Genomic DNA, 25,776 nt, shown 5'->3' on the forward strand with positions numbered 1-25,776 from the left:
GCATGAAGGTCGTACTGTTCTGCGGCGGTTACGGACTGCGCATGCGCAACGGAGCCTCCGACGACATACCCAAGCCGATGGCGATGGTCGGCCCGCGGCCGCTGATCTGGCACGTCATGCGCTACTACGCGTACTACGGGCACACGGAGTTCATCCTGTGCCTCGGGTACGGGGCGCACCACATCAAGAACTTCTTCCTCACCTACGAGGAGACGACGTCCAACGACTTCGTGCTGCGCGGCGGGCGCACCGAGCTGCTGTCCACCGATATCGCCGACTGGACGATCACGTTCGCGCAGACCGGCATCGAGTCGCCGATCGGGGAGCGGCTGCGCCGGGTGCGGCACCACCTGGACGGCGACGAGATGTTCCTCGCCAACTACGCCGACGTGCTCACCGACGCCCCGCTGCCGCAGATGATCGACTCCTTCGCCCGGCGCGACGCCGGTGCGTCGATGATGGTGGTGCCGCCGCAGTCCTCGTTCCACTGTGTGGACCTGGGCGAGGACGGCCTGGTGGGCGGCATCACCGCGGTCAGCGAACTGCCGCTGTGGGAGAACGGCGGCTACTTCGTCCTCCGCCAGGAGGTCTTCGACCACATCCCGGAGAACGGGGACCTGGTCGCCGACGGATGCGCCCAACTGGCCAAGCGCGGACGGCTGGTGGCGCACCAGCACCGCGGATTCTGGAAGCCGACCGACACCGTGAAGGAGCGGGCCGCGCTCGACGACGCGTACGCCCGGGGCGACCGCCCGTGGGCCGTGTGGGAACGGGACGGCGCTGGGGTGAGCGCGTGATCGGGCTCGGGGCCGGACCCCTGGACCGGATCGTCGCGGTGGGCGCGCACTGCGACGACATCGCCATCGGCGCCGGCGGCACACTCCTGACGATGTGCCGCGCGCGGCCGGGCATCCGCGTCGACGCGCTGGTGCTCTCCGGCGGTGGCAGCGAGCGGGAGCAGGAGGAGCAGGCCGCGCTCGCCGCCTTCTGCCCGGGTGCCGAACTGCGGCTGACCGTCCTCAAGTTGCCGGACGGCCGGATGCCGGTGCACTGGGACGAGGCCAAGGCCGCGGTCGAGGAGCTGCGCGCGCGGACCGACCCGGACCTGATCCTGGCCCCGCGCACCGATGACGCGCACCAGGACCACCGCGGCCTGGCGCAGCTGATACCCACCGCGTTCCGCGACCACCTGGTCCTCGGCTACGAGATCGTCAAGTGGGACGGCGACCTCGGCCGTATGGGGGCGTACCAGCCGCTGTCGCCGGAGATCGCCGAACAGAAGGTGCGGCTGCTGCAGGAGCACTACCCCTCGCAGCGGCACCGCCCCTGGTACGACCGGGAGGCCTTCCTCGGCCTCGCGCGGATCCGCGGCATCGAATGCCACGCGCGCTACGCGGAGGCGTTCGCCACCACCAAACTCACGCTCGATCTCGGCACTTCCACTCTGGGGGAATGAACCTTGCGCGTACTGCTGACCGGACACCAGGGCTACCTGGGCACCGTGATGGCCCCGGTCCTCACGGCTGCCGGACACGAGGTCGTCGGTCTCGACTCCGGCCTGTTCGCCGACTGCGTCCTCGGCCCGCCGCCCGCGGACCCGTCCGGGCACCGGGTGGACCTGCGCGACGTCACGGCCGAGCACGTGGCCGGGGCCGACGCCGTGATCCACCTGGCCGCGCTGTCCAACGACCCGCTGGGCTCGCTGGCGCCGGAGCTCACCTACGACATCAACCACCACGCCGCCGTACACCTCGCCCGCCTGGCCCGCGACGCCGGAGTGCGGCGCTTCCTGTACGCGTCGACCTGCTCCGTCTACGGCGCCGCGGGCGGTGACGACCTGGTCACCGAGGACGCCCCGCTGCGCCCGGTGACGCCGTACGCGGAGTCCAAGGTACGGGTGGAGGACGACCTGCACGCACTCGCCGACGGCAACTTCAGCCCGGTATACATGCGCAACGCCACCGCCTTCGGCTACTCGCCCCGGCTGCGCGCCGACATCGTGCTGAACAACCTGGTGGGCCATGCGCTCCTGTCCGGCGAGGTGCTGGTGCTCTCCGACGGCACCCCCTGGCGCCCGCTGGTGCACGCCGCCGACATCGCACGGGCCTTCGCCGCCGCGCTGACCGCGCCGCAAGAAGCGGTGCACGACCGGGCGTTCAACATCGGCAGCGAGGTCAACAATGTCACGGTCGCCGAGATCGCCGAGCAGGTCGCCGAGGCGGTGTCCGGCTCGAAGGTGGTGATCACCGGGGAGACCGGCGCCGATCCGCGGTCCTACCGGGTGGACTTCTCCCGCTTCCGTGCCGCGATACCCGGCTTCGACTGCGAGTGGACGGTGAAGCGGGGCGCGCTCGAACTCGCCGAGGCCTACCGGAAGTTCGGGCTGACCCGGGAGGACTTCGAGCAGCGCTTCACCCGCCTGGCCGTGCTGCGCGCGGCGTCCGACGCGGGCACCGTCGACGACACCCTGCGGCGGCGCCGATGACCACGCCCGGAGAACAGATGCATGCGCTGGTGGAGCGGCTGTACCCGCTCTGCCGGAGCATCACCGGCGACGGTGTGCGCGCCACCCTGGAGATCGTCGGCGAGTACGTCCCGCTGCACGTGCACGAGGTGCCGACCGGGACGCAGGTGCTCGACTGGACGGTGCCGCAGGAGTGGAACATCCGGGACGCGTACGTCGCCGACACCGCGGGCAACCGGGTCGTCGACTTCGCCGCGTCCAGCCTGCACGTGCTCGGCTACAGCGTGCCGGTGTCGCGGACCATGCCGCTGGCCGAGCTGCGCGCGCATCTGCACACCCTGCCGGACCGCCCGAACTGGGTTCCTTACCGCACCAGTTACTACCAGCCGGAGTGGGGGTTCTGCCTGGCCCAGGACACCCTGGACGCGCTGCCCGACGGCGACTACGAGGTGCGCATCGACTCCACACTGGCGGACGGCCACCTCACCTACGCCGAGCACGTGGTCCCGGGGCAGGTCCCGGACGAGGTGATCGTCTCCTGCCACGTCTGCCACCCGTCGCTGGCCAACGACAACCTGGCCGGCATCGCGGTGGCGACGTTCCTGGCCCAGGCGCTGGCAGAGGAAACGCCGTACTACACCTACCGGTTCATCTACGCGCCCGGCACCATCGGGGCGATCACCTGGCTGGCCCGCAACGCGGAGCGGATCGAGCACGTCAAGCACGGCCTCGTGCTGGCCTGCGCCGGGGACTCGGGGCAGCTGACGTACAAACAGAGCAGGCGCGGCGACGCGGAGATCGACCGGGTGATGCGGCACGTGCTCGCCGCCTCCGAACGCCCGCACCACATCACCGAGTTCACTCCGTACGGCTACGACGAGCGGCAGTACTGCTCGCCCGGGTTCGACCTCGGAGTGGGCTCGCTCAGCCGGACCCCGTACGCCGGCTACCCCGAGTACCACACCTCGGCGGACAACCCGGACTTCGTCTCCCCGGAGGCGATGGAGGACACCCTCGCCGTGTGCCGTGAGGCGTTCGCCGTGCTCGACCGCAACCGGCGGTACGTCAACCTCAGCCCCTACGGCGAACCCCAGCTGGGGCGGCGCGGGTTGTACGACTCGCTCGGCGGGCGCAGCGACGCGAAGCAGGCCCAGATGGCCATGCTCTGGGTGCTCAGCCTCTCCGACGGCGAGCACGGTCTGCTCGACGTCGCCGAGCGCTCGGGGCTGCCGTTCGAGGCCGTCGCCGCGGCGGCCGACGCCCTGCACGGCGCCGGGCTGATCAAGGCATGACGTCGATGGCCACCGAGGGGGAGAAGCGGACCGCCAAGCGGTCCATGGCGGGCCGGCTGTCCTGGGGCCTTGCCGACCAGGCGGTCTGCAGCCTGAACAACTTCGCGGTGGGAATCTACGTGGCACGGTCGCTGGGGCTGACCGCGTTCGGCGTGTTCAGCCTGGCCTGGGTGACCTACGGCGTGGTGCTCAACGTCTCCCGGGGCCTTGCCACCGATCCGCTCGTGGTGCGCTTCAGCGGCGTGCCGACGGAGTCCTGGCGTGCGGCGGCGGCCCGGTCGACGGGTACCGCGCTGGGCGTCGGCGGCGCCATCGGTGCGCTGTGCCTGGTGGTCGGGCTCGCTCTCGGGGGCCAGGTGGGGCCCGCGTTCGCCGCGCTCGGTGTCGTGCTGCCGGGGCTGCTGCTGCAGGACGCCTGGCGGTTCTCGTTCTTCGCCGCGGGCACCGGGCGCAAGGCGTTCACCAACGACGTTCTGGCGACCGTCGCGCTCGTTCCGGCCATGGTGGTGGCGGCACGCATGAGCAGCGGGGCCGGCGTGGCCGCCTTCGTGCTGGCCTGGGGCGCGGCCGCCGCGGTGGCCGCGGGGTACGGCTGCCTCCAGTCCGGCATCCGGCCCCGGCTGACCGAAGCGCGCGCGTGGCTTCGCGAGCAGCGTGACCTCGGTTACCGGTACCTGGTCGAGAACATCGGTGTCAGCGGTGCGGCCCAACTGCGGGCGTACGGCCTCGGCTTGATCGTCGGGGTCGGCGCGGTGGGTGTGGTGCGGGGTGCCGAGCTCCTGCTCGGCCCCTTCCTCGCCGTACTGATGGGGCTTTCGCTGGTCACCGTCCCGGAGGCGGCACGGGTGCTGCGGCAGGCCCCGGACCGACTCGCCAGGTTCTGTCTGCTGCTCGGCGCCGGTCTTGCCGCCGCCGCGGTGCTCTGGGGTGCGGCGCTGCTGCTCGTGCCCGACCGGCTCGGCGAGCTCGTGCTCGGCGACGTCTGGGGCTCCGCCTCCGAACTCATCGTGCCGGCCGCGCTCGGTGTCGCGGGCGCCGGGCTCGGCAGCGGCGCGGCGGCCGGGCTGCGCGCGCTCGCCGCCGCCCGGCGCAGCCTGCGCGTCCAACTGTTCGCCTCCGTCTGCTACGTCGGCGGCGGGCTCGGCGGTGCGGCCGTGGCCGGCGCCGTCGGCTCGGCCTGGGGTGTCGCCGCCGCGACCGCCTGCGGCTCGGCCCTGTGGTGGCTGCAACTGCGGGCCGCCCTGCGCGAGCGCCACCGTAATTCCCTTTCCGAAGTGAGGACCACATGACCGGTTTTCGGCGCATTCCCCGGTTGAGCATCGGCCTGCCCGTCTACAACGGCGAGGAGTACCTCGCCGAGTCCTTCGAGGCCTTGCTCGGCCAGACGTACGAGGACTTCGAGCTGGTCATCACCGACAACGCCTCGACCGACGGGACCCAGGGCATCTGCCGCCAGTACGCCGCGAAGGACTCGCGCATCCGCTACCTCCGGCTGCCCCGGAACATCGGCGCCGCGCCGAACCACAACTACGTCTTCACCCAGTGCCGCGGCGAGTTGTTCAAGTGGGCCTCGCACGACGACCTGTACGCCCGCGACCTGCTGCGGCGCTGCGTGGAGGTGCTCGACGAACGCCCGGACGTGATCCTCGCGCACTCCGACCAGGCGGTCATCGACGAGGACGGCAAGGTGAAGGTCCCGTACGCGTACACCCTCGCCACCCACTCGCCGCACGCGCCGGAGCGCTTCCGCAGCCTGCTGTTCGAGCCCGGCGGCGACGACTTCTACGGGGTGATGCGGGCCGACGTGCTGCGCCGGGTGAAGCCGCACGACAGCTACCACCACGCGGACCGCACGTTCGTCGCCGAGATCACCCTGCACGGCCCCTTCCACCAGGTGCCGGAGCTGCTGTACTTCCGCCGCGACCACCCCACCCGCGCCGAGCGCGCGAACCCCTCCAAGCGCTCCCGGTGCGTCAACCTGGACCCGCGCAGGGCAGGGCCGCTGCACCCGACGCCGCGGCTGCTCGCCGAGTACGTCTGGGGCTTTGCCTCGGCGATCCAGCGGGCGCCGCTGTCCTCGGCCGACCGGCGCGCGTGCTACCGGCACCTGCTCACGTGGATGACGAGCCGGGCCAGGCCGGGCGCGGGGGAGCGGGTCGAGGACCGCGCGCCGGTCGACCCGGATCTGCTCAGCGTCTCCCTCGACGACCTCGTCGCCGGACGTGAGGGGCGACAGCCATGAGGTCCACGCACAACACCCCTGTGCGTGTGGGGGTGTTCGGCCTGCTCGGCTCCGGAAACCTCGGCAACGACGGGTCGCTGGAAGCCGTGCTCGCATACCTCCGCGCCGAGCACCCCGAGGCGGCCGTGGACGCGCTGTGCGGCGGGCCCGAGGTCGTCGCGGCCCGGTACGGCATCCCCGCGACGCGGCTGCACTGGTACCGAGGGGAGTACCGGACCGCCTCGCGTGTAGGCGCGGTCGCGGCCAAGGGGCTCGGCAAAGTCGTCGACGCCGTCCGCACCGCCGCCTGGGTGCGCCGTCATGACGTGGTGATGGTGCCGGGCATGGGCGTCCTGGAGGCCACGCTGCCGCTGCGGCCGTGGGGTTTCCCGTACGCGCTGTTCCTGCTCTGCGCGAGCGGCCGGCTGTTCGGCACCCGGGTCGCGCTGGTCGGCGTGGGCGCCGCGCCGATCGGCAACCGGGCGACCCGGGCCCTGGTGCGCTGGTCGGCACGGCTTGCCACCTACCGCTCGTACCGGGACGACCTGTCCCGCGACGCGATGCGGGCGATGGGTGTGAACACCGCGCGCGACGAGGTCTACCCGGACCTCGCCTTCGCCCTGCCGGCACCGCGGGCGGGCGCGCCCTCGGAGCAGCCGGGCCCGGTCTGCGTCGGCGTCATGGACTTCCACGGCGGCGACGACGACCGCGCCCGGGCCGAGGAGATCCACCGGCGCTACCTCGACGGGACAACTCGCTTCGTCCGCACGCTGGTTGAGGACGGCAGGCCGGTCCGGCTGCTCACCGGCGACGTGTGCGACGCGCCGGTGGCCGCCGCGATCCTCGACGCGGTGGACTCGCCGCTGGTCACCGCGGCCCAAACGGCCTCGCTCGCCGACCTCATGAAGGAGATGGCGGCCGCCGACACCGTGGTGGCGACCCGATACCACAACCTCGTCTGTGCACTGAAGGTCGGCACCCCGACGCTCGCACTCAGCTACGCGGCGAAGAGCGACGCGCTCATGGATCGGATGGGCCTTGGCGCGTACAGTCACCCGGCTCGCGAGGTCGACGCCGACCAACTACTCAAACAATTCCGGGTGTTGGAGAAGCGGTCGACGGAGGTACGGCAGACGCTCACCGAGCGGAACCAGGAAGCCAGTCGGCAACTCCAGCACCAGTTCACCGCCTTGACCACGGCCCTGTTCCCGGCGGCCGACCGCAACCACGCCCACGCCCGGCAGGAGACCCCATGAAAGCGACCGAAGTCCCGGAGATCGCCGGTGCGTACCTCTTCGAACCGACCCCGTACGCCGACGAGCGCGGCTTCTTCTGCCGCACCTTCGACGCCGACGTGGTCCGCTCGGTGGGCCTGGACCCGAACGCCTTCATCCAGGACAGCGTGTCCCGCTCGGTCCAGGGCGTGCTGCGCGGCCTGCACCTGCGCTCCGGCGCCGGCGAGGCCAAGCTCGTGCGCTGCTCGTACGGCAGGATCTTCGACGTCGTCGTCGACCTGCGGCCCGACTCGCCGACCTACCGCAACGTGGCCACCTTCGAGCTGTCCGGCGAGACGCAGACCACCCTGTACATCCCGGCGGGGTGCGCCCACGGCTTCCAGGCGCTGACCGAGACCGCCGACACCTCGTACCGGATCGACCGCCCGCACGATCCGGCCGAGGACGTGACGATCGCCTTCGACGACCCGGAGCTCGCCATCCTCTGGCCGCTGCCGGTCACCTTGATGTCCCGGCGTGACCGGGAGGCGCCGAGCCTCGCCGAGGCCCTGAAGCAGAAAGAGAGCTGAAGTCAGCGTGGACACTGAGGAGTTCCTCCTGCCCCGGTCGCGGCGGGCGAACGAGCGGCTGCACGCCATGATCCCCGGGGGCGCGCACACCTACGCCAAGGGCGACGACCAGTACCCCGAGAACCTGGCCCCGGTCATCAGCCACGGCCGCGGCGCCCACGTGTGGGACATCGACGGCAACCGCTACATCGAGTACGGCTCCGGACTGCGCTCGGTCAGCCTCGGCCACGCCCACCCGCGCGTGACCGAGGCGGTGCGGCGGGAGATCGACCGCGGCAGCAACTTCGTCCGGCCGTCCGTCGTGGAGGTCGAGGCCGCGGAGCGCTTCCTGGCCACCGTGCCGACCGCCGAGATGGTGAAGTTCGCGAAGAACGGCTCGGACGCGACCACCGCCGCGGTGCGCCTGGCCCGCGCGGTCACCGGGCGCCCGCGGGTGGCGCTCTGCGGCGACCATCCGTTCTTCTCCGTCGACGACTGGTTCATCGGCACGACGCCGATGTCCGCGGGCATTCCGGCACAGACCAACGAGCTCACCGTGGCCTTCCCCTATGGGGACCTGGCCGCCACGGAGGAGATCCTGACCCGCCACCAGGGCGAGATCGCTTGCCTGATCCTGGAACCCGCCACCCACACCGAGCCCCCGACCGGCTACCTCGCAGGCCTCCGCGAACTGGCCGACCGGCACGGCTGTGTACTGATCTTCGACGAGATGATCACCGGCTTCCGCTGGTCAGAGGCGGGCGCCCAGGGCCTGTACGGCGTCGTCCCCGACCTCTCCACGTTCGGCAAGGCGCTGGGCAACGGATTCGCCGTCTCCGCGCTGGCCGGGCGCCGCGAGCTGATGGAACGGGGCGGCCTTCGCCACTCCGGCGAACGCGTCTTCCTGCTGTCCACCACACACGGCGCGGAAACGCACTCCCTGGCAGCCGCGATGGCCGTGCAGACCACCTACGCCGAGGAGGGCATCACCGCGCAACTGCACGCCCTCGGCGAGCGGTTGGCCGCCGGTGTCCGCGAGGCCGCGGCCGGCATGGGCGTCGGCGACCACGTCGTCGTCCGGGGCCGGGCCAGCAACCTGGTCTTCGCCACCCTCGACGAGAACCGGCAGCCGTCGCAGCCGTACCGCACCCTGTTCCTGCGCCAGCTCCTCGCGGGCGGAGTGCTGGCCCCGTCGTTCGTGGTGAGCGGCGCGCTCGACGACGCCGACATCGACCGCACCGTGGACGTGGTGGCCGAGGCATGCGCGGTGTACCGGAAGGCACTGGACGCCGGAGACCCGACCCCCTGGCTGGGCGGGCGCCCGGTGAAGCCGGTCTTCCGCCGCCTGGCGTGACATGACATGACATAGCGTCAGTGAGGCTCCCGGCGGCCGGAGTCGGCCGTACGGTAGGCGATCTGGTCGGCCGTACGGTCGACCAGCCACGCGGTCCCCGGTACCACCGCCAGCGCGGTGCACCAGCCGCCGAGGACATCGGTCGGGTAGTGCGCGCCCAGGGCGACCTGCGCCCAGCCCATGGCGGCACCGGCCACCAGCGCCGAGGCGAACACGAACGACGCGCCGGCCGCCCTGCCGAGGCCGAGCCGACCGGTCGCGAGCAGCGCCACCATGAGGGCGAGCGCGGTGACGAAGGCGGTGTGCCCGCTCGGATACGACAGGTTGTCGCCGTGGATGGTGCGCCCCACCGGGTACTTGAGCAGCGTCGTCGTCGCCACGGTCAAGCCGGCGCCGGCCACGACGAGTACCACCGCGCGAAGACACCGAAGCAGCAGACCGCCCGCCACGGCGGCCACGACCAACACCGCAGCTCCCACCGGCTCCCCCAAGAAGTCCACGGCCAGAGCGACATGCCGCCACGGCGGCCGCACACTGTCCGCCGTCGGCTCGACGATCCACCTGTCCACCGTGCCGGGCTCGCTGTGGCCTGCGTACAGGACCCCGATCACGACGACCACCAGCGCGGCGAGGACCGCGATCAGCCCGAGCCACGCGCGCAGCGACGGGAGCACCACCGCGGGCGCCGACCGGCCGGTCACACGCCCACCGCAGCCGGTCGACCTACGGGCAGCCATAAATCAGCGGCCTCCTGTTTCCCCTGCTCCAGCTCCTCTTGAAGACTGCCCGACCTGCCTTCGGAAACCCTCTCGCCTGCCATGCGCAGCAGTGCTTTGCGTCCTGTTCCCCGTGGGATCACGAGGCTGCGCCGAAGGTGCGCGGTGCAGGTACGGCGCTGCTGCCGGGGAGCTGTGCATCCGATGGCAGGTTCCTGCCGACCGAGGGCCGCGGGGCGCGGAAGAGGCTCCGCAGGCGGTCAGTTGTGGATGATGCCCTCAGCATTCGGAGACTTCCTCCTCGCCTTCGTGAGGTACCACTCGATTACCTCTCCTCTCCTTGCTCGTCGTTCCAGAAAGGCCGTCGACGGCGCCCGGCACCTGGCTGCCCCGGCCTTCCAGGCTGCCGCAGGTTATGAGGATCGCTTCCCGTGGCACGGGAGCGGATCCTTGATGAGGAGTGGGAGGCCCTGCTCGGGTGAGGGGGCCGCGAGTCCTCAGCCCAGGTTGATCGGTCCGTTGAAGTCCCGCCCCATGATGACCGGCCCGTGTGCGGTGCCGGAGAATTCGTTGGTCACATCGCCCGCACCGGTCCGTACCGTCTTGGCTTCCTGCCGCCACGCCTCCAGGCGCTGTGCGAAACCGGGATCCTGCTCGGACCGGGCGGCCAGCGCCGCCGCCAGCTCCCGGGCGCGTTCGGCATCGCCGGGCTGCTCGGCCAGTGCCGTGAACTCATGCTGGCCGTCTGTCTCCCCCTCGGGGCGACGCATCACCAGCGTACGCAGCGACTGCCACGCCTGTTGTCCGGCCGCGCTCGCTGTGCCGCCCGCAAGGGCCATGAGCAGTTCGACTGCGATCGGTTCCACCGAAATCCCCCGGACGTAAGCGCCGCAACTCTCCCATTGACCGTGGTGACGGATGACGATGTCCACCCGTTCCCCGCTCCCGGCAGCATCGACACGCGAACACACTACAACCTCACTACACCTCAACTTCCCGGCCACAGAAGATTGTTGACGTCGCCGATCGGATCGCCTCACCATTTGAGATCCACGTCCGGCCAGTCTCCGTAGAACCGCACCGCACCACACCGCCGGCGCTTCCGGCGCACCACGCCGGCGAGCGCTTTCACGGGAGCCGTCGCATGAAGATCCTGTCCAGGGCCGCGTTACGCGGCTGGACCGCAGCGCTCGTCGGTCTTGTCCTCGTCGGTCTTGTCACTGTGTTCGGAGCCGGGTCCGCGGTGGCGGACCCGGCTCCGCGTTCTCTGCACTACATGTGTCCCTTCCCGTTGATCGGCGACCAGCCGATGAGGGCGTCGGTGGTGTGGAACGCCTCGGACACCCATGTGGTCGGCCGGGCCACCCCACGGGTGTCGAGCAACAACGTGGCGACGGTCGGCGCCGATGTCACCAGATCGCTTCGGTTCGTCGGCGCGACCACCGTCGAGGGCACGGCGGACGTGCACGCCGTTGTGGCCGCGCCGGAGGGCGACATCCCCCTCACCGTGACGCTCAAGGTGGCCAAGACGGCCGTCCCGGAGTCCGGTCCGCTGGCCGTCCCGGCGGGCGGGACCACCCCTTCGCTCGTTTTCCACCGACCGGGCCCGGCGAAGATCGTCGTCGGCGCGATCGACCTGCACCTGACCCCACGAAACGCGAACGGCGGCCAGACGCTGGCAGGCGAGGTCGACACATCGTGCCGGCTGAACAACGGACAGAACGGGACTCTGTCGACCTTCGAGGTCGTACCTGCCGCACCGCGTCCGACCGCCTCGGGGGCACCGGTCCCGCCAGGCGAGCCCGGGAAAGCGGGACCACCCGGTGCACCCGGGACGTCGGGGGGACCGGGAGCGGCCGATTCCGGCGCGTCGGGTTCGGCATCGGCTTCCGCGTCAGCCACGGTCCGGGGCCCCTCAGGCTCACCCAGTGGTACGGCCTCGGCCTCGCGCTCCGGCGCCCCCGGCACCGCTGCCCCCGACGCCTCCGCGACCAGCGGCACGGACGTGCCGGCGCCGCTGCGCGCGGTCGCGGCGATCCTTGTGGCGAGCGCGGCCTCGGCCGGGATCGGCTGGTGGGGCTGGCGCCGTCGTCGTGCGGAGGGCCGGGATGAGTGACGTGGCTCGTGCTGATGGCGGGTCTCTTGAGCCCGAGGACAAGGGCGGCGAGTCTGCTGGGGCTCATGTGAACAAGGTGAGCGAAGGCAGCACCATGCACGGGTCGGCGGTCCTGGCCAGAGATATTCGCGAGCTGCACATCCACACCTCGGCGGCCCCGGCACCCGGGCAGGAGCAGACGCCGGCGAGCGAGTCGGCGCCGCGAAACGAGCCGGCACCGCAGGACGAACTCGCCAAGGCCGCCGGCACATTCGCCGAATCGGTCAAGGAACGCTGGCGCAACGAGCCCGGACGGCACAAGGCCGGGGATCCGGACAGGGACCTGCTGCCCGTGCGCTGGACAACGGCGAGCGAAGCCCTGATGGACCACTGGGAACACATCTGCGGCGCCCCGTACGAGAGGGCCGAGCCTCTGGCCCTGGACAACGACGCGGGAAATATCGCCAAGACCTACAGGCAGGTGCCCTCCGGCCGTCTGGTGGTGCTGGGCGGAGTCGGCTCCGGGAAGACCGTCCTGGGCCTGCGACTCGTACTGGATCTGTTGGAGAGCCCGCTGCCCGGTGAGCCCGTTCCGGAGATCTTCAGCCTGGGGTCGTGGAACCCCGGGTCCGAGACGCTGGAGGAGTGGCTGAGCAGCCGGCTGAACCGTGACACGTCCGGTTTGGACACAGCCGTCACCGACGGGAAGCCGGTCGCCACCGCGCTGATCGAGAAGGGGATGATTCTGCCCGTCCTGGACGGATTCGACGAGATCGCCGAAGAACTCCGGGCCGACGCGCTGGAGCAACTCAACGCCTTCGGCAAGCCGTTGGTCCTCACCAGCCGTACCGGTCCGTACGCCGATGCGACGGCCGGCACCAGATGCCTGGAGCGCGCCGCCGCGATCGAACTGAGCGCTCTCACCCCGGACGACTCGAAGAGCTTTCTGGTACTGGGCAGCGCCCCGGTCGCCAAGTCCGCATGGCAGCACGTGCTCGACGAGCTGCGTGACCGTCCCGACACCCGAGCCGGAAAGAGCCTGCGCAAGGTACTGGCCACGCGCCTGATGGTCTCCCTCGCCCGTGACGTGTACGGCGGGCGGGCAAGCACGGGAGAGGGCAACCGAGACGACGTCCTGAGGCGCAGCCCCAAGGATCTGCTCCGGTTCAGATCCCAGAGGAGCGTCGAGGAACACCTCCTGAGCAGCTTCGTCCCGTCGGCCTACCGCCGTCGCCCCGGCGACCTGGACCCGCCTCCCCAGTCCTGGAGCCCGCGGCGGGCCCAGCGCTGGTTCGGGTACCTCGCCCACCACCTGAACCACAGTGGTGGTCCCGACCTGGAGTGGTGGCGGCTCGGCACGGAGATGAGCCTGCGTGCGCGTACCGCCGTGATCTCGTTCCTGGCGGGGCTGCCCCTGGCGTTGGCGACCGGGATCGGGAACATTCCCGTGGACCTGATCGCCACGTCGCACGGACTCGGGTTCGCGATCCTGCGCGGCCTGGTCGTGGGGCTGCTGCACGGACTCGTGTCCGGGCTGGCATTCGGCTACGTCTACCGGCGCGCCAATGGCACGGAGCTGTTGACACCGCGTCCCGTACAGGTCCGCCTGTCCGGCGGTGGCAAGGAACTGAACAGACAGTTCTTCCACGGGCTCTTCCACAAGGTCCTCCTGGCAGCCCAGATCGGATTCGGGGTCGCGCTCGTGATCGTGCTCGCCGACCGGCTTCTCCTGCCGCCGCTCGCACTCGACGACGGGCTGGGGGGCGGACTCGTGGCAGCGGCCCAGTTCCCGCTCACCATCGGGCTCTCGGCCGGGGCCGCGCTCGCGCTCATGACCTGGCTGGAAACCCCCATCGACGTGAAGAAGTCCGTCGGCTGCGTCGACTTGCTGAGGCAGAACCGCGAAAACGCGACCGCCCATCTCCTCGTCTGGGCACTCGCGCTCGGGCTCATCGCGGGCCTGGGGGCCACCTTCACCGAGACCCCCCTGCGCAGCCTCCAACTCGGGCTCGTCTTCGGTATCGAGGGCGCGTTCAGCGGCGGGATCGGCTACTGCCTCTGTCTGACGGCGTACGGCCAGTGGGCGGCCCTGGCCCGCATTTGGCTCCCCTTGACGGGCCGCCTTCCGTGGCGACTGGTCGCGTTCCTGGAGGACGCCTGCGAACGCGACGTACTACGCCGGTCGGGCGCCGTGTACCAGTTCCGCCATGCCCGACTCCATGCTCACCTGGCGACTTACTACCCAAGGTCACCGTCCCCGGCACCGGTACGAACCACGGGGAATTCCGGTGGGACCGGCTCCCCGCGCAGAAACACGGGGAACGACCACCGGGACGACGCGGAATGATCTCCAAGCCCCCCCGCATCCGGGCAGGTCGGACCCCCGCGTGAACACCCCATACGCCAAGCTCTTGCTGTACCCGTGTCTGCGAACTCGAAGAATCGCCCGGGGCGGCCGCCGAGGCTTTGGCCCTCCAGGAATCCAGCGGCTCGTTCTTTCGTGCCGTCCGCACCGTTCTCCACGATGACAGGAGCGCCGACTCCGGTACCGCCCACCTGCGCCTTCGACGGCGTCTGCCAACCGATCTGGCGGGCCCTGGAATCTTTCGTCGTCATGGCCCGTGCCGCCCATCAGTCCCCGTGAACCGCGGAGGCGGTGAAGCCACGGGCCGTCAACGCAGCCGGTGTATCGGTCAATACGCTCAGGTGGTTTTGCTTCAGCTCATCTCTGGCCTGCTGGTCGAAACGTCCCGCCATCTCCCACCCGGTGCGCATGGCCTCCTGCGAACACCTGCGCTTGGTAACGGACTTCACCTGTGAAAAGGTGACGGTCTGTGAACCAAGGGTGGCCCGCGCGGCAAAGTCGTTGCACCCCAGGTTCCCCCTTACCGAACTTCCTCGAATGGCCCTTGACCACCTGCCCGTAGAGCCGCACCCTCGTTCCCGAATCCGAGACCCACGCCCCGGACGCAAAGTCACGGCATCCGTTTGGTTGCGGGGTGGCCGGCCGGTCCGTACCGGCCGCGGTCGGCCACCCGCGCTGAGCCTCGGCTCGCTGACCTGGCCGCATCCGGCGCCGCAGTGAGCGTCGGCCGCATCTGGAAAACTTGAGGATCGGCCGGTGGCCGTTCGTCTGTGCGGGGATCAGCCAGAAGGGGCACGGGAGTGTCAGTCGCTGTGCGGGACGAGGGGGTAGTCGCACAGTACGTCCCTGATGGATGCCCGGGTGCTCTGTTGGAGGATGGAGCTCAGGCTGGGGGTGAGGGCCAGGGTGACCGGGACCGGAGGTGGTGGGTCGGGTAGCGCGGCGTGGGTGCTGCGTGGCAGGCCCCATAGTTTGTCGGCGTTGCTGATCAGGCAGGCGAAGCCGAGGCCGGCTTGGACGGCGGCGCGCAATCCCACGAACTCGGCGCCCTCGTAACCGATCCGCCAGGGGATTCCCGACGATGTGAGGGAGCCCAGCAGGTGGCTCCGCAGGCTGCACGGTTTGGTGAACATGGCCAGCGGCAGCGGGCCGTCTTGGTCGAAGGTGGGGCGGCCGAACCAGGACAGGGAGATGTGCCCGAGGAGGTGCGACTCGTAACCGGTGCCCTGCTGGTCGTAGTTGAGCAGCAGGGCCATGTCGAGTCGGTCCGGGTCGAGTTCTCCCAGGAGGCCGCATCTCGCTTCGGTGTGGACGGTGAAGCGAAGGTGCGGAGCGCGCTGCGCCAACAGCTCGAACAGTCTGGGAAGGCAGTCCGTGAGCTGGCCGGACACCCCGAGGGCCACCCGCTGGTTCCCCTTGGTGCGCACCAGACGGGACACGGCTTCGTCGTTGAGGGCGATGAGGCGGTGGGCGTACCCGAGGAGTTCCTCGCCTGCGGGGCTGAGGCGCAGGGTGCTGCCGGTGGAGGTGAAGACGGGCTCCTCCAGCAGCGAACTCAGCTTCTGGATCTGCTGGCTGACGGCGGGTTGGGTGATGCGCAGGACCTCGGCCGCTCGCCTGAAACCGCCTTGCTCGACCACTGTGATCAGGGTTCGCAGACGGTTGATGTGCAGATCGTGATGCATGCGCCCTCCCAAGAGAACGTGCCGTGCGGTCCGTGGACCGCACGGCACGTTCCCCGACCTTGCGTCACCCGGCTGTGCTGGGGCAACGCGGAATCGGCCAAGTCGTGTCGCCCAGGGCCCGTCTCCGGCTCAAGGGGGAGGTGTGGATCTGCGCAGACAGCGGCGGCACGGAAGGCCAGGGCTGTCGGGCAAGGCCTGCGGGTTCGGCTCGTGGTCGCGAAGACGCCGAACCGCTGCCGGGCGGCGCCGGCTCTCGGGTGGGCGGCGTGCCGATGGGGCCGCCCCCGGTGACAGCCGCTTCGGTGTCGGCCGGGGGCGCGGGGCGCGGGGACCGTTGGCCATCGACGGGCTCCAGATTCGGGCTGAGGGGCGGGACCTGCTTCCCGCCCCTTGTGGAACCCCGAAACCCCCGGCGGGGTTGCACCGCCCGACCCGGTCAGGAGCCGGGCAGCCGGAACCCGGTCAGGAGCCGGGCAGCCGGACCGACTGGGCGTGATGGAAGACGTTCCTGGGGTCGTAGGCCTTCTTGACCTGCTGCAGGCGGCTGTAGTTGCCCTTGTAGTACAGCTCGTGCCAGGGAACCGAGGACGTGTTGTGGCGGGGGTCGCTCAGGTCGACGTCCGGGTAGTTGACGTAGCAGCCGTCGGTGACGTCGTTGGGGACGGGGACGCCTCCCGTGTCCGCGTACAGGTCCTCGTAGAACTTCCGGAGCCAGCCCACGCACTCGGCCTCGTCCGCGGGATCGGTCCACCAGATCATCCAGGCCATCTTGAAGGCTGAGCCGCGATGGGCGGAGGCGGTGGCGGAAGCGGGGACCGCGTTGACCCGGCCGCCGTGGGAACTGAGCATCAGCGAGGCCGTGGGGTTGTCGAGGTCGTCGCGCGACAAGTGCCGGTAGAGCGCCTTGAGTTGCTGTTTGGGGAACTGGGCGCGCATGTACGCGGACTTGAAGTCGCCTTTGAGGGTGGGGTTGTTGGTGGTCGCGTTCGCTGTTCCGATGTAGCGGGTGGCCTGCAGCCAGGGCAGGCGCCGTGGTTCGGCCAGTTCCGGCATGGCCGTGAACTCGCCCATCTGTGTCAGGGCGGGTCCGGTCTTGGCGCTGACGCCGTCGCTCACCGCGGCCATGAAGTCCGCGTGCAGCCGCTCAGCGTCGGGGACGGACCCGTCGACCTGGGTCAGGATGCTGACGGCGCCGTTGGAGCGGTGGTTGAGGGACAGCAGGCTGCAGATGGCGGTGCCGGGGTCGTCCGGCTTGTTGTGGGCTACGTGCCAGCCGGCGAAGTTCGTCACCAACCGGGTGAAGTCGGCTTCCGTGAGCTTGTCCCAGGGCCAGGAAACGGCACTGAGCAGTACCTCGGCGGGCGGCTTGGGCAGCAGGCTCGCGGGGTCCTTGCCCTTCGCGCCGGGACTGCGGAACCAGTAGCGGGTGACGATGCCGAAGTTGCCCCCGCCACCGCCGGTGTGGGCCCACCACAGGTCGCGGTTGGGGTCGTCCTTCTCGCGGGTGGCCACCACCGTGCGGACCTTGCCCGAGGCGTCGACGACCACCACCTCGACCGCGTACAGGTGGTCGATGACCAGGCCGTGCTTGCGCAGCAGCATGCCCCAGCCACCGCCGCTGACGAATCCGCCGGCGCCGACGGAGTAGCAGGTGCCGGCCGGGACCGTGACGCCCCAGGGAAGGTAGAGCCGCTCGTATACGTCGAGCAGGCGCGCACCGGCTTCGACCACGAACGCGCGCCGCTCGGGGTCGTAGTCCACCGCCGTCATCCCGGACATGTCGACGATGACCTTGACATCCGGGTGGAACACGAAGTCCTCCCAGCAGTGGCCTCCGCCGCGGACCGTGATCCGCTTGCCCTGGTCCACCGCCTTCTGCACCGCATGGGCCACCTGCTCGGCCGTCTTGACCACATGGACGGCCTCCGGCTTGCCGACCCAGCGCTGGTTCCAGCCGCGTACCAGGTCCGGGTAGCGCTCGTCGTCCGGGGTGACCGTCACGGCCGAGGAGGGCGGGGCCGCCGACCCGGTGTCCGTGCCCGCGTCGGCAGCGGTGGCAATCTTTCCTGTTCCGGTCAGGGCGGCGGCACCTGCCACGGTGGCGCCCGCCGCGAGGAATCTGCGTCGTCCAAGACCGCCTGTGTCGTGCACTGTACGAATCCCTTCTCACGTCAGTGCGGACGACGCTAGGCATCGCAGCGGCCGACGGGCACTTCGATTCTTGCGGTCTTCTCCCGGGGCGTCCGGTGCTGGGGTGTCCGGCCCGGCCGGCCGTACGGAGCGTGGGCCTTGGCTCGATTCTTCAGCGGCCACTGCCATAGTCCACGGCATGGAGCCGGCCCACGGCGGCCGACGCGGGAGCCGATCCCACGCGACGTCCGGCTGTCGTCGCCCGTCCTGTCCGGTTCTCGTCGGACGTCATGGATCACAAGCAAAGGGGTGCGACATGCCCAGGATGCCGCTGAGCGGAAAGGCCCTGCGTCTGGCCCGGCTGTCCCGGCGAACCGACGACCGGTTCCTCTTCGTCCCGCTGGACCATTCCGTCTCCGACGGTCCGGTCGCCAGCGTCACGGGCTTCACCGCCTTGGTGCATGCCATCGCCGAAGGCGGCGCCGACGGTGTCGTGGTGCACAAGGGCCGGGCCCGGCTCATCCCACCGGATCTGCTGACCCGGATGGCGCTGTTGGTTCATCTGAGCGCCAGTACCGCCTACGCGCCCGACGGCGACGCGAAGGTCCTCGTCGGCGATGTGGAGGAGGCGGTGCGCCTGGGGGCCGACGCGGTGAGCGTGCACGTCAACATCGGCTCCGCCACCGAGGCCGCGCAGCTGACCGATCTCGGTGCGGTGGCCTCGGCGTGCGACCGGTGGGGCATTCCGCTGATGGCCATGATCTACCCGCGCGGTCCCCGGATGGACGACCCCACGCGGCCCGAACTGCTCGCGCACGTCGTCAATATCGCCGCCGATCTCGGCGTCGACATCGTCAAGACCGTCATGGCCGCGCCCGCGGACCGCATGGCGGAAGTGGTCGACAGCTCCCCGCTGCCCGTCGTCGTCGCCGGGGGAGGCGCATCGGGGCAGAGCCTCTCGGCGTTCGCTGCCGAGGCACTCGCCGCCGGGTGCCGCGGCCTCGCCGTGGGGCGGCGGGTCTTCACCAGCCCTTCTCCCCGGCACACGGTCGGTGAGTTGGCCGCAATCGTCCATGGCAGTGAGCTCGGTTCCGAGCCGGTGCCGCACACACACCTGGCAGGTTCGCTGTGAAATTCGCCTGGATTGACCTTCGTTCCGTTCGTGCCGAGCAGCGTGAGGCGGTCATCGACGCGGCCGTTCACGCCCGGGTGGACGCCATCGTCGACGACGATCCGGCGGCGCTCGCGACGCTGCCCGCCACGGTCAAGCGGGTTCTCGCGGGTTTTGGGCCCGGGCGGTCGGACGGGGAAGGTCCCGACGGTCTGATCGTGCTGCGCGAGGTACGGGACACCGCCGGGCTCGATGCGGCGCGCGAGCGCCACCGCGCCGGGGAGCAGGACACCGCGGCAGTGGTGCATGTAGTCGACGACCCGACGCTGACCCTGGCCTGCGAGACGGCGGTGGCCCTGCCGTACACGGTGGTCGAGTTCAAGGACCCGACGAAGATCCCGCTGGAGATCGTGATCGCGGCGGCCGACCGCGCGCCCGGCCGGCTGATCTGCCGGGCCGACGATCTCGAAGAGGCCAAGGTCATCGTCGATGTGCTGGAGAAGGGCTCGGAGGGGGTGCTGCTCGCACCGCGCGACGCCAACGACGTGTTCGCCCTGGTCGCCATGTTGGCGGAGCGGACCCCCGACCTGAACCTGCAGACGCTGACGGTCGACTCGACCGAGCACCTGGGTCTCGGCGATCGGGTGTGCATCGACACCTGCACGCATTTCGAGCAGGACGAGGGCATGCTCGTCGGCTCGTACGCGCACGGATTCATCCTGTGCGTGAGTGAGACGCACCCGCTGCCCTACATGCCGACCCGGCCGTTCCGTATCAACGCGGGCGCGCTGCACAGCTATGTCTTCGGCCGGGACAACCGGACGAACTACCTCAGTGAGCTGGAGGCCGGGAGCTCGGTGCTCGCGGTGGGTGCCGACGGCCGCACCCGCCGCATCGTGGTGGGCCGGATCAAGCTGGAGTCCCGCCCGCTGCTGAGCATCAAGGCGACCTCGCCGGAGGGCGTGGCGGTCAACCTGATCGTCCAGGACGACTGGCATGTGCGGGTGCTCGGCCCGGGGGCGAGTGTGCTCAACGTGACCGAGCTGAAGAAGGGCGACCAGGTCCTGGGCCACGTCGCCACCGACAAGCGGCATGTCGGCTGGCCGGTCGGCGAGTTCTGCGTCGAGAAGTAGCACGCCGCACATGGCGGCCGCCCCGGCACGGACCCGGCGCCGCGGCATCCGGGAGGAACGATGACTGAACTGCCTTGGTGGGGCGCCGCGTTACTGAGGCGGGCCGGCCCGGGGGCGGTCTGGGCGAGGTCGGCCCGCTCGGGCAACGAGATCACCTTCGCCGCGATGCGTCGCGAGACCGCACGACAGGCCGAGGCGCTGAGCGGCTACGGCATCCGGCCGGGCAGCACGGTCGCTGTGCACGGCACGCCGAGCTTCACCTACCTGTGGTCGCTGCTGGCCCTGTGGTCCCTGGGCGCGCAGGTGACCCTGCTCGATCCGCGCACGCCGGCCGCGGGCCGCGAGGACCTGTTGGAGCTGTGCTCGCCCCAGTTCGTCGTCACCCTGGGCGAGACGTACGGTCGCGAGGACCTGTTCGTCGACGAGTGCGAGGTCCTCGTCCGGCGCAGGCGAGGCGGCCGCGCGGCCCGCACGGGGCACTGTCTGGCGCACTTCTCGTCCGGTACGACGGGCCACCCGAAGGCGGTCGGCCGTACGCCGGCCTCCCTCCTGGCGGAACTGGAACGGCTGCGCACGCTGCCCGGCATGCCCAGAGCGGGGGAGCGGGTGGCGGTCCTGGAACCGGTGACGCAGTCCTTCGCGCTGATCGGCGGGGTGCTGCACGCGCTGGGGGAAGGGGCCACGCTGGTGCTTCCCGCGGCGCGCTCGTCCGCGGCGGTGGTGGCCGCGGCCGCCGCGGGCCACGTGGTGCTCGGCTCACCCGCGCACATCGGGATGCTCGCCGAAGCCCCCGTGGAGGTGCGGCTGCCGTCGCTGCGACGCGCCGTTTCGGGCGGCGAGGAACTGCCGAGCGAGGTGGCCGGGGCCTTCGCGCGCCGCTACGCCATCGCGGTGGGGCAGGCGTACGGAACCACGGAGACCGGGATCGTGGCAGCGGATCTCCTGGGAACCTCGGGGCCGCACTCGATCGGCACGCCGGTGCCGGGGGTGCGCACGCGCACCGTGCGCGGGGTCCTGGAGATCCAGGTCGAACAGTCGCCCTATCTGTACGACCGGTCGCCCGGGCCCGACGATGAGCGCGGACGCGCCGCCCGCGAGGGGTGCGCACCCCGGTGGTCGGAGGGCTGGCTGTCCACCCAGGACCGGGTGGTACGTGACCCGGCGACCGGGGTGCTCCGGCTGTGCGGCCGCACCGGAGCCGCGGTACGTACGGGCGTGGACCCGCTGGAGGTCGAGACCGTGTTGCGGGCACACCGCCGGGTCACCGACGCGGTGGTGCTCGGGGCCGATCCGCTGGAGGTGCGGGTGGCGGCCGCGGCCGACCTGGGGCGGGCCGAACTGACGGCCTGGTGCCGGCGTTTCCTCGGCGTGGCCGCGGTGCCCGAACGCTACGACGTGGTGCCCGAACTTCCCCGCACACCCAGCGGAAAGGTCCTGCGGGAGCGTACCCGGCGGCACGGCGGCGGACCGAGGGCACAGGCGTCGGCCGACGCGGTGACGGCCGTGGACGGGCCGAGCTGATGGCGGGCGGGGGAGCGGACTTCGGCGACGAGCAGACGCTGACCGAACGGCACGCGGACGCGGTGTTACGGGCCTGCCGGCTGATGGACGAGGCGATGGTCCCGCCGCAGTTGGACGAGCTGGCCCGCGCGGCCGGGTACAGCCGCTTCCACTTCCACCGCATGTTCAAGGCGCTCACCGGGATGACACCGCACACCTACCGGGCCGCGGTCCGGGCCTGGCGCATGCGGCAGGAGCTCCTCGGGGCCCGGACCGTCTCGGACGCGATCTACAGCTCCGGGTTCCGTTCCGACGGCCGCTTCTACGCGGTCGCCTCGACCCTGTTGGGCATGACGCCGCAGGCGTTCCGCGCCGGTGGCCGCGGCATCACGATGCGTGCGGTCACCCACCGCTGCCGACGCGGAGCCGTGCTGGTCGCGGTATCGGAGTACGGGGTCTGCGCGGTTCTCTCGGCCCCGACCGGTGCGGAGCTGGGCCGTCGGCTCGGTGAACTCTTCCCGCACGCCCACCGGGTGTACGGATGCGGGCAGTTGGCCGCCGCGGTGCGCCGGGCGCTGTCACGGGCCGAGCCACCGTCCCGGGGACAGGCGCTGCTGCCCGCCGAAGTGATGGAATTCTGCCTGCGGGAGCGGCTGCGCAACGAACTGCGCCACTGCCCGGAGCTGTGGGCAGCGGCCGGACCCGAGACCGCCGGTGGCGCCATGGTGTCCATGGCGCCACCCAGGAGCGGTCTCAGCCGTTGAGGTTCTGCCGCAGATGCCTGAGCCCGTCGAAGGAGTCCAGGTCGGGCACGGTCCACCCGTCGAGGTCGTACTCCTGAAGGCAGCGCTCGGCGAAGCCCTTGTAGGCGTCCAGCTGGCCACTGGCGCTCTGGGCGCTGAAGATGTCCGTACGCACCGACTCGTGGTTGCCCGAGTAGTTGCGCTCGTACAGCTCGTGGCGGCCGCCGAATTCGCTGCCGACGGCGTCCCACAGGAGCTTCATGAGCTTGACCCTGTCGACGGAGTCGTGGCCGCCGGAGCCGCGTACGTACTTGTCGAGATAGGGGCGGATCTCGGGATTCTTGAAATCCTCCGCGCTGGAGTTGATGTAGATGAGACCGCTGGCGACGTCCTGTTCGATGATTTCCTTGATGCGGGGGTAGCCGAGGGTCATGAACCAGCGGTAGGCCATGCCGTAGTCCAGCCGGGGCAGCAGCGCGCCGTTCTTCCATTCCTGCGGGTTGCGGGCGGCCGCGTCCGAGAGCGCCCAGAACATGTTGCGCCAGGCCAGTACCTCGCCGACGCGGGCCTGGATGCCGCGGAAGTCCTTGGTCCCGGTCATCTCGACGGCCTTGAGCAGCAGCCCCGCAATGAAGTCGATCTTCACGGCGAGGCGGATGGAACCGTGGAAGGTGAGGCGCTGCAGGAAACCGGACCGCGGGGCGAAGCCGTTGACCTTGTCGACGTCGCCGTAGAGGAAGACGTTCTCCCACGGGATGAGGACCTTGTCGAGCACGAAGACGGTGTCGTTCTCGTCCAGGCGGCTGGACAGCGGATAGTCGAAGGGGCTGCCCATGACCGCGGCGGAGGCGGCGTAGGAAGGACGGCAGATCAGCTTCAGGCCCGGCGCGCCCATGGGGACGGTGGCCACCAGGGCGAACTGCCGGTCCTTGAGGGGCAGTCCGTAGTGCGAGATGAAGTTGAAGTGGGTGATCGCGGACCCCGTGGCGACGACCTTCGCTCCGGAGACGATCACGCCCGCGTCCGTCTCCTTCTCGACGTGGACGAAGACATCCTTGACCTGCTCGGCCGGCAGCTGTCGGTCGACCGGCGGGTGGATGATCGCGTGGTTCCAGAAGAGCACCTTCTCCTGGGACTCGCGGTACCAGCGCCGGGCGTTGTCCTGGAAGGGCGCGTAGTAGTCGGCGTTGGCGCCGAGGGTGCCGAGGAAGGCGGCTTTGTAGTCGGGGCTGCGGCCCATCCAGCCGTACGTGAGGCGGGCCCATTCGGCGATCGCCTCGCGGTCCTCGACGAGGTCCTGGACTGTGCGCGGGGTGCGGAAGAACTTGTGGGTGTAGCCGTCGCTGCCGGTGTCGGTCGCGGCCGTGAGCACCGCGCGCCGGGCCGGGTCGTGCAGGGAGTCGTACAGGCGCGCGGTCATCAGCGCGGTGTTGCGGAACGCGGGGTGGGCGGTGACGTCCTTCACGCGCTCGCCGTAGAGGTAGATCTCCCGGTCGTCGCGGAGGCTTTCGAGATAGGCCGCGCCGGTCAACGGGCGGGTCACCGGGGCCGGTCGGGCCGTGCGGTCGGCCTCGCTCTGCTGGTGCGTCATGGTCTTTTCCTTGTCCGGTCGATGACCCTGTGAGGGAAGGAAGGAGTGGTGCCGCCACGGGGGCGCACGCCGTGCCGGTACCGGCGCCGGTCAGGGGGCGGGCACCCAGGCCTCGGCGACGGGGGCGTCCAGGGAGCCCGTCCAGGCCGGTGAGGCGCCGGTGGAGCGCAGTTCGCGGAAGGCGCCGCCGTGGAAGACCAGGGGCTCGCCGCCGACGTGGTCGAAGCGGCTGACCTCGCCGACGTACAGGATGTGGTCCCCGCCGTCGTACGCGGCCCAGGGAGCGCAGGCGAAGTGGGCGACCACGCCCGCGAGGCGCGGCGCCGCGCCGTGCTCCCGCCAGGCTCGGGCCGGCACGGGGGCGCCGGCCCGGCCCGCGAAGGAGAGGGCCAGTTCGCGCTGCTGCGCCCCCAGGACGTTGATGCCGAACGGGGCACCCGCCAGGCGCGTGCACATGCGGCTGCGCCGGCCCAGGCTGACCACGACCAGCGGCGGATCGAGCGAGACGGAGGCGAAGGAGCTGACCGTGGTCCCGTGCACGGCGTCGGCGTAGCGCGTGGTCACGACGGTGACCCCGGTGGCGAACTGCCCCAGGGCATCCCTGAGTTCCCGCAGTCCAGCGCTCACGGAATCCCCCTTCAGGAAAGGGTCGGCGAAAAGCGTGGGACGACGTACCTGATTTCCGGCGCCGCAGCCGTCCGTGAATGGCCGACTGAACTGTGAATAGTCGCCGGCGGCCGTCCCCGCATTCTCTCAGGTGCCGCTGAAGAATCGAGCAAGGCATTCTTCGGGGTTGTGCAGCGCTTGACACGTGTGGGCCTCGTCGTTCTAATTGCCGTAACGCGAACGGCAGTTACTGCGTGAATTGGATTCCGGTGGCAATCGAAGATTCCGGAAAATTCCCACTCACTTGAGGTGATCCAGAGTGCGAATTCAGGTAGAGGTGACCGACGCCCTGCAGGATTACATCGCCGATGTGTCGCTGCGCGAGCACGCGGTGCTGCGCGAGCTGCGGGAGAGGACGTCCGAGCTGCCCCTGCACCTCATGCAGATCTCCCCCGAGCAGGGCCAGTTCCTCGCGCTGCTCGTGAGGGCGACCGGGGCGAAGCGCGCTCTGGAGGTCGGTGTCTTCACCGGCTACAGCCTGCTGGCAACGGCCCTTGCCCTGCCGGCGGACGGCCGGGTGACCGGCCTTGACATCAACCAGGAGTGGGCGGACATCGCGCGGGAGTTCTGCGTGCGTGCGGGCGTGGCCCACAAGGTCGCCCTGCGCATCGGCGACGCCCAGGAGTCGCTGGCCGCCCTGCTGCGGGACGAAGACGCCGTCGGCAGTTACGACTTCGTCTTCATCGACGCGGACAAAGAGGGGTACGAGGCGTACTTCGAAGCGGCGCTGAAGCTGTCGCGTCCAGGCGGTCTGATCGTGGTGGACAACGTGCTGTGGCACGGCGATGTCATCAACGAAGCGGCGCAGGACTCCGAGACGCGGGCCCTGCGCGCCTTCAACGCCAAACTGCGTGACGACAAGCGTGTGGAGTTGAGCCTGGTGCCGTTCGCCGACGGTCTGGCTTTCGCGCTGAAGCTGTGACAGCG

At 70.5% G+C, this 25,776-nt stretch carries 23 protein-coding genes; 16 read left to right on the forward strand and 7 right to left on the reverse strand.

Going from position 1 to position 25,776, the window contains the following annotated elements; all coding sequences use genetic code 11:
• Positions 1 to 2 precede the first annotated feature (2 nt).
• From AC4IJH_RS01935 to AC4IJH_RS01975, 9 genes are read left to right on the forward strand one after another with little or no spacing between them, the layout of a single operon-like run.
• Positions 3 to 797, forward strand: coding sequence for a glycosyltransferase family protein (locus tag AC4IJH_RS01935; protein WP_490849660.1), 795 nt, complete (start codon positions 3 to 5; stop codon positions 795 to 797).
• Complete coding sequence (locus AC4IJH_RS01940) at positions 794 to 1,456, forward strand: PIG-L deacetylase family protein (RefSeq protein WP_490849661.1); 663 nt, start codon at positions 794 to 796, stop codon at positions 1,454 to 1,456. The genes AC4IJH_RS01935 and AC4IJH_RS01940 overlap by 4 nt, the downstream gene beginning before the upstream one ends.
• Before the next feature lie 3 nt (positions 1,457 to 1,459).
• Complete coding sequence (locus tag AC4IJH_RS01945) at positions 1,460 to 2,485, forward strand: NAD-dependent epimerase/dehydratase family protein (RefSeq protein WP_490849662.1); 1,026 nt, start codon at positions 1,460 to 1,462, stop codon at positions 2,483 to 2,485.
• Positions 2,482 to 3,756, forward strand: a complete 1,275-nt coding sequence (locus AC4IJH_RS01950) for a DUF4910 domain-containing protein (RefSeq protein ID WP_490849663.1) — start codon at positions 2,482 to 2,484, stop codon at positions 3,754 to 3,756. Before AC4IJH_RS01945 ends, AC4IJH_RS01950 begins: the two co-directional genes overlap by 4 nt.
• Complete coding sequence (locus AC4IJH_RS01955; protein WP_490849664.1) at positions 3,753 to 5,045, forward strand: hypothetical protein; 1,293 nt, start codon at positions 3,753 to 3,755, stop codon at positions 5,043 to 5,045. The genes AC4IJH_RS01950 and AC4IJH_RS01955 overlap by 4 nt, the downstream gene beginning before the upstream one ends.
• Positions 5,042 to 5,998, forward strand: coding sequence for a glycosyltransferase family 2 protein (locus AC4IJH_RS01960; RefSeq protein ID WP_490849665.1), 957 nt, complete (start codon positions 5,042 to 5,044; stop codon positions 5,996 to 5,998). Before AC4IJH_RS01955 ends, AC4IJH_RS01960 begins: the two co-directional genes overlap by 4 nt.
• Positions 5,995 to 7,233 carry a polysaccharide pyruvyl transferase family protein gene (locus AC4IJH_RS01965; protein ID WP_490849666.1) on the forward strand — a complete coding sequence of 413 codons (1,239 nt, stop codon included), beginning with the start codon at positions 5,995 to 5,997 and terminating at the stop codon, positions 7,231 to 7,233. Before AC4IJH_RS01960 ends, AC4IJH_RS01965 begins: the two co-directional genes overlap by 4 nt.
• Positions 7,230 to 7,781 carry a dTDP-4-dehydrorhamnose 3,5-epimerase gene (gene rfbC, locus AC4IJH_RS01970; RefSeq protein ID WP_490849667.1) on the forward strand — a complete coding sequence of 184 codons (552 nt, stop codon included), beginning with the start codon at positions 7,230 to 7,232 and terminating at the stop codon, positions 7,779 to 7,781. The genes AC4IJH_RS01965 and rfbC overlap by 4 nt, the downstream gene beginning before the upstream one ends.
• A 7-nt stretch (positions 7,782 to 7,788) precedes the next feature.
• On the forward strand, positions 7,789 to 9,114 hold the full coding sequence (locus AC4IJH_RS01975; protein WP_490849668.1) for a glutamate-1-semialdehyde 2,1-aminomutase: 1,326 nt from the start codon (positions 7,789 to 7,791) through the stop codon (positions 9,112 to 9,114).
• A gap of 17 nt (positions 9,115 to 9,131) precedes the next feature.
• On the opposite strand, the gene AC4IJH_RS01980 is transcribed toward AC4IJH_RS01975, so the two are convergent.
• Both AC4IJH_RS01980 and AC4IJH_RS01985 read right to left on the reverse strand, forming a co-directional pair.
• Complete coding sequence (locus AC4IJH_RS01980) at positions 9,132 to 9,815, reverse strand: phosphatase PAP2 family protein (protein WP_490849669.1); 684 nt, start codon at positions 9,813 to 9,815, stop codon at positions 9,132 to 9,134.
• A gap of 512 nt (positions 9,816 to 10,327) precedes the next feature.
• A complete protein-coding gene (locus AC4IJH_RS01985; protein WP_490849670.1) occupies positions 10,328 to 10,762 on the reverse strand; it encodes a hypothetical protein in 435 nt (144 codons plus the stop codon).
• Between the two features lie 344 nt (positions 10,763 to 11,106).
• Here AC4IJH_RS01985 and AC4IJH_RS01990 point away from each other — a divergent pair, with 344 nt between their 5' ends.
• Together AC4IJH_RS01990 and AC4IJH_RS01995 are read left to right on the forward strand one after the other, a co-directional pair.
• A complete protein-coding gene (locus tag AC4IJH_RS01990; RefSeq protein WP_490849671.1) occupies positions 11,107 to 11,946 on the forward strand; it encodes a DUF6801 domain-containing protein in 840 nt (279 codons plus the stop codon).
• A 76-nt stretch (positions 11,947 to 12,022) separates the two neighbouring features.
• Positions 12,023 to 14,272: a hypothetical protein gene (locus tag AC4IJH_RS01995; protein WP_490849672.1), complete on the forward strand. Its 2,250-nt coding sequence runs from the start codon at positions 12,023 to 12,025 to the stop codon at positions 14,270 to 14,272.
• Between the two features lie 284 nt (positions 14,273 to 14,556).
• On the opposite strand, the gene AC4IJH_RS02000 is transcribed toward AC4IJH_RS01995, so the two are convergent.
• The 3 genes from AC4IJH_RS02000 to AC4IJH_RS02010 form a co-directional block, all read right to left on the reverse strand.
• The gene (locus tag AC4IJH_RS02000) at positions 14,557 to 14,904 is read right to left on the reverse strand and encodes an META domain-containing protein (protein ID WP_490849673.1); all 348 of its coding nucleotides are present in this window, start codon (positions 14,902 to 14,904) and stop codon (positions 14,557 to 14,559) included.
• Between the two features lie 189 nt (positions 14,905 to 15,093).
• Positions 15,094 to 15,975: a LysR family transcriptional regulator gene (locus AC4IJH_RS02005; protein WP_490849674.1), complete on the reverse strand. Its 882-nt coding sequence runs from the start codon at positions 15,973 to 15,975 to the stop codon at positions 15,094 to 15,096.
• Positions 15,976 to 16,437: 462 nt separating this feature from the next.
• The gene (locus tag AC4IJH_RS02010) at positions 16,438 to 18,126 is read right to left on the reverse strand and encodes an FAD-binding oxidoreductase (protein WP_490849675.1); all 1,689 of its coding nucleotides are present in this window, start codon (positions 18,124 to 18,126) and stop codon (positions 16,438 to 16,440) included.
• Between the two features lie 304 nt (positions 18,127 to 18,430).
• Between AC4IJH_RS02010 and AC4IJH_RS02015 the strand changes: the two genes are divergently transcribed.
• Genes AC4IJH_RS02015 through AC4IJH_RS02030 form a run of 4 tightly spaced genes read left to right on the forward strand, consistent with a single transcriptional unit; the run spans position 18,431 to position 22,613 of the window.
• Positions 18,431 to 19,237, forward strand: coding sequence for a 2-amino-3,7-dideoxy-D-threo-hept-6-ulosonate synthase (locus AC4IJH_RS02015; protein WP_490849714.1), 807 nt, complete (start codon positions 18,431 to 18,433; stop codon positions 19,235 to 19,237).
• Positions 19,234 to 20,349, forward strand: a complete 1,116-nt coding sequence (locus tag AC4IJH_RS02020; RefSeq protein ID WP_490849676.1) for a 3-dehydroquinate synthase II family protein — start codon at positions 19,234 to 19,236, stop codon at positions 20,347 to 20,349. The genes AC4IJH_RS02015 and AC4IJH_RS02020 overlap by 4 nt, the downstream gene beginning before the upstream one ends.
• Positions 20,350 to 20,409: 60 nt before the next feature.
• On the forward strand, positions 20,410 to 21,870 hold the full coding sequence (locus tag AC4IJH_RS02025; protein ID WP_490849677.1) for a class I adenylate-forming enzyme family protein: 1,461 nt from the start codon (positions 20,410 to 20,412) through the stop codon (positions 21,868 to 21,870).
• A complete protein-coding gene (locus AC4IJH_RS02030; protein WP_490849678.1) occupies positions 21,870 to 22,613 on the forward strand; it encodes a helix-turn-helix domain-containing protein in 744 nt (247 codons plus the stop codon). The genes AC4IJH_RS02025 and AC4IJH_RS02030 overlap by 1 nt, the downstream gene beginning before the upstream one ends.
• Here AC4IJH_RS02030 and AC4IJH_RS02035 read toward each other — a convergent pair.
• Positions 22,603 to 24,183: a 4-hydroxyphenylacetate 3-hydroxylase family protein gene (locus AC4IJH_RS02035; protein WP_490849679.1), complete on the reverse strand. Its 1,581-nt coding sequence runs from the start codon at positions 24,181 to 24,183 to the stop codon at positions 22,603 to 22,605. The two genes, AC4IJH_RS02030 and AC4IJH_RS02035, sit on opposite strands and share 11 nt — an antisense overlap.
• 90 nt (positions 24,184 to 24,273) lie before the next feature.
• Complete coding sequence (locus tag AC4IJH_RS02040; protein ID WP_490849680.1) at positions 24,274 to 24,810, reverse strand: flavin reductase family protein; 537 nt, start codon at positions 24,808 to 24,810, stop codon at positions 24,274 to 24,276.
• Between the two features lie 298 nt (positions 24,811 to 25,108).
• On the opposite strand from AC4IJH_RS02040, the gene AC4IJH_RS02045 reads away from it, so the two are divergent.
• Positions 25,109 to 25,771 carry an O-methyltransferase gene (locus AC4IJH_RS02045; RefSeq protein WP_490849681.1) on the forward strand — a complete coding sequence of 221 codons (663 nt, stop codon included), beginning with the start codon at positions 25,109 to 25,111 and terminating at the stop codon, positions 25,769 to 25,771.
• Positions 25,772 to 25,776 lie beyond the last annotated feature (5 nt).

The organism is Streptomyces sp. UF-297 (assembly GCF_058245575.1).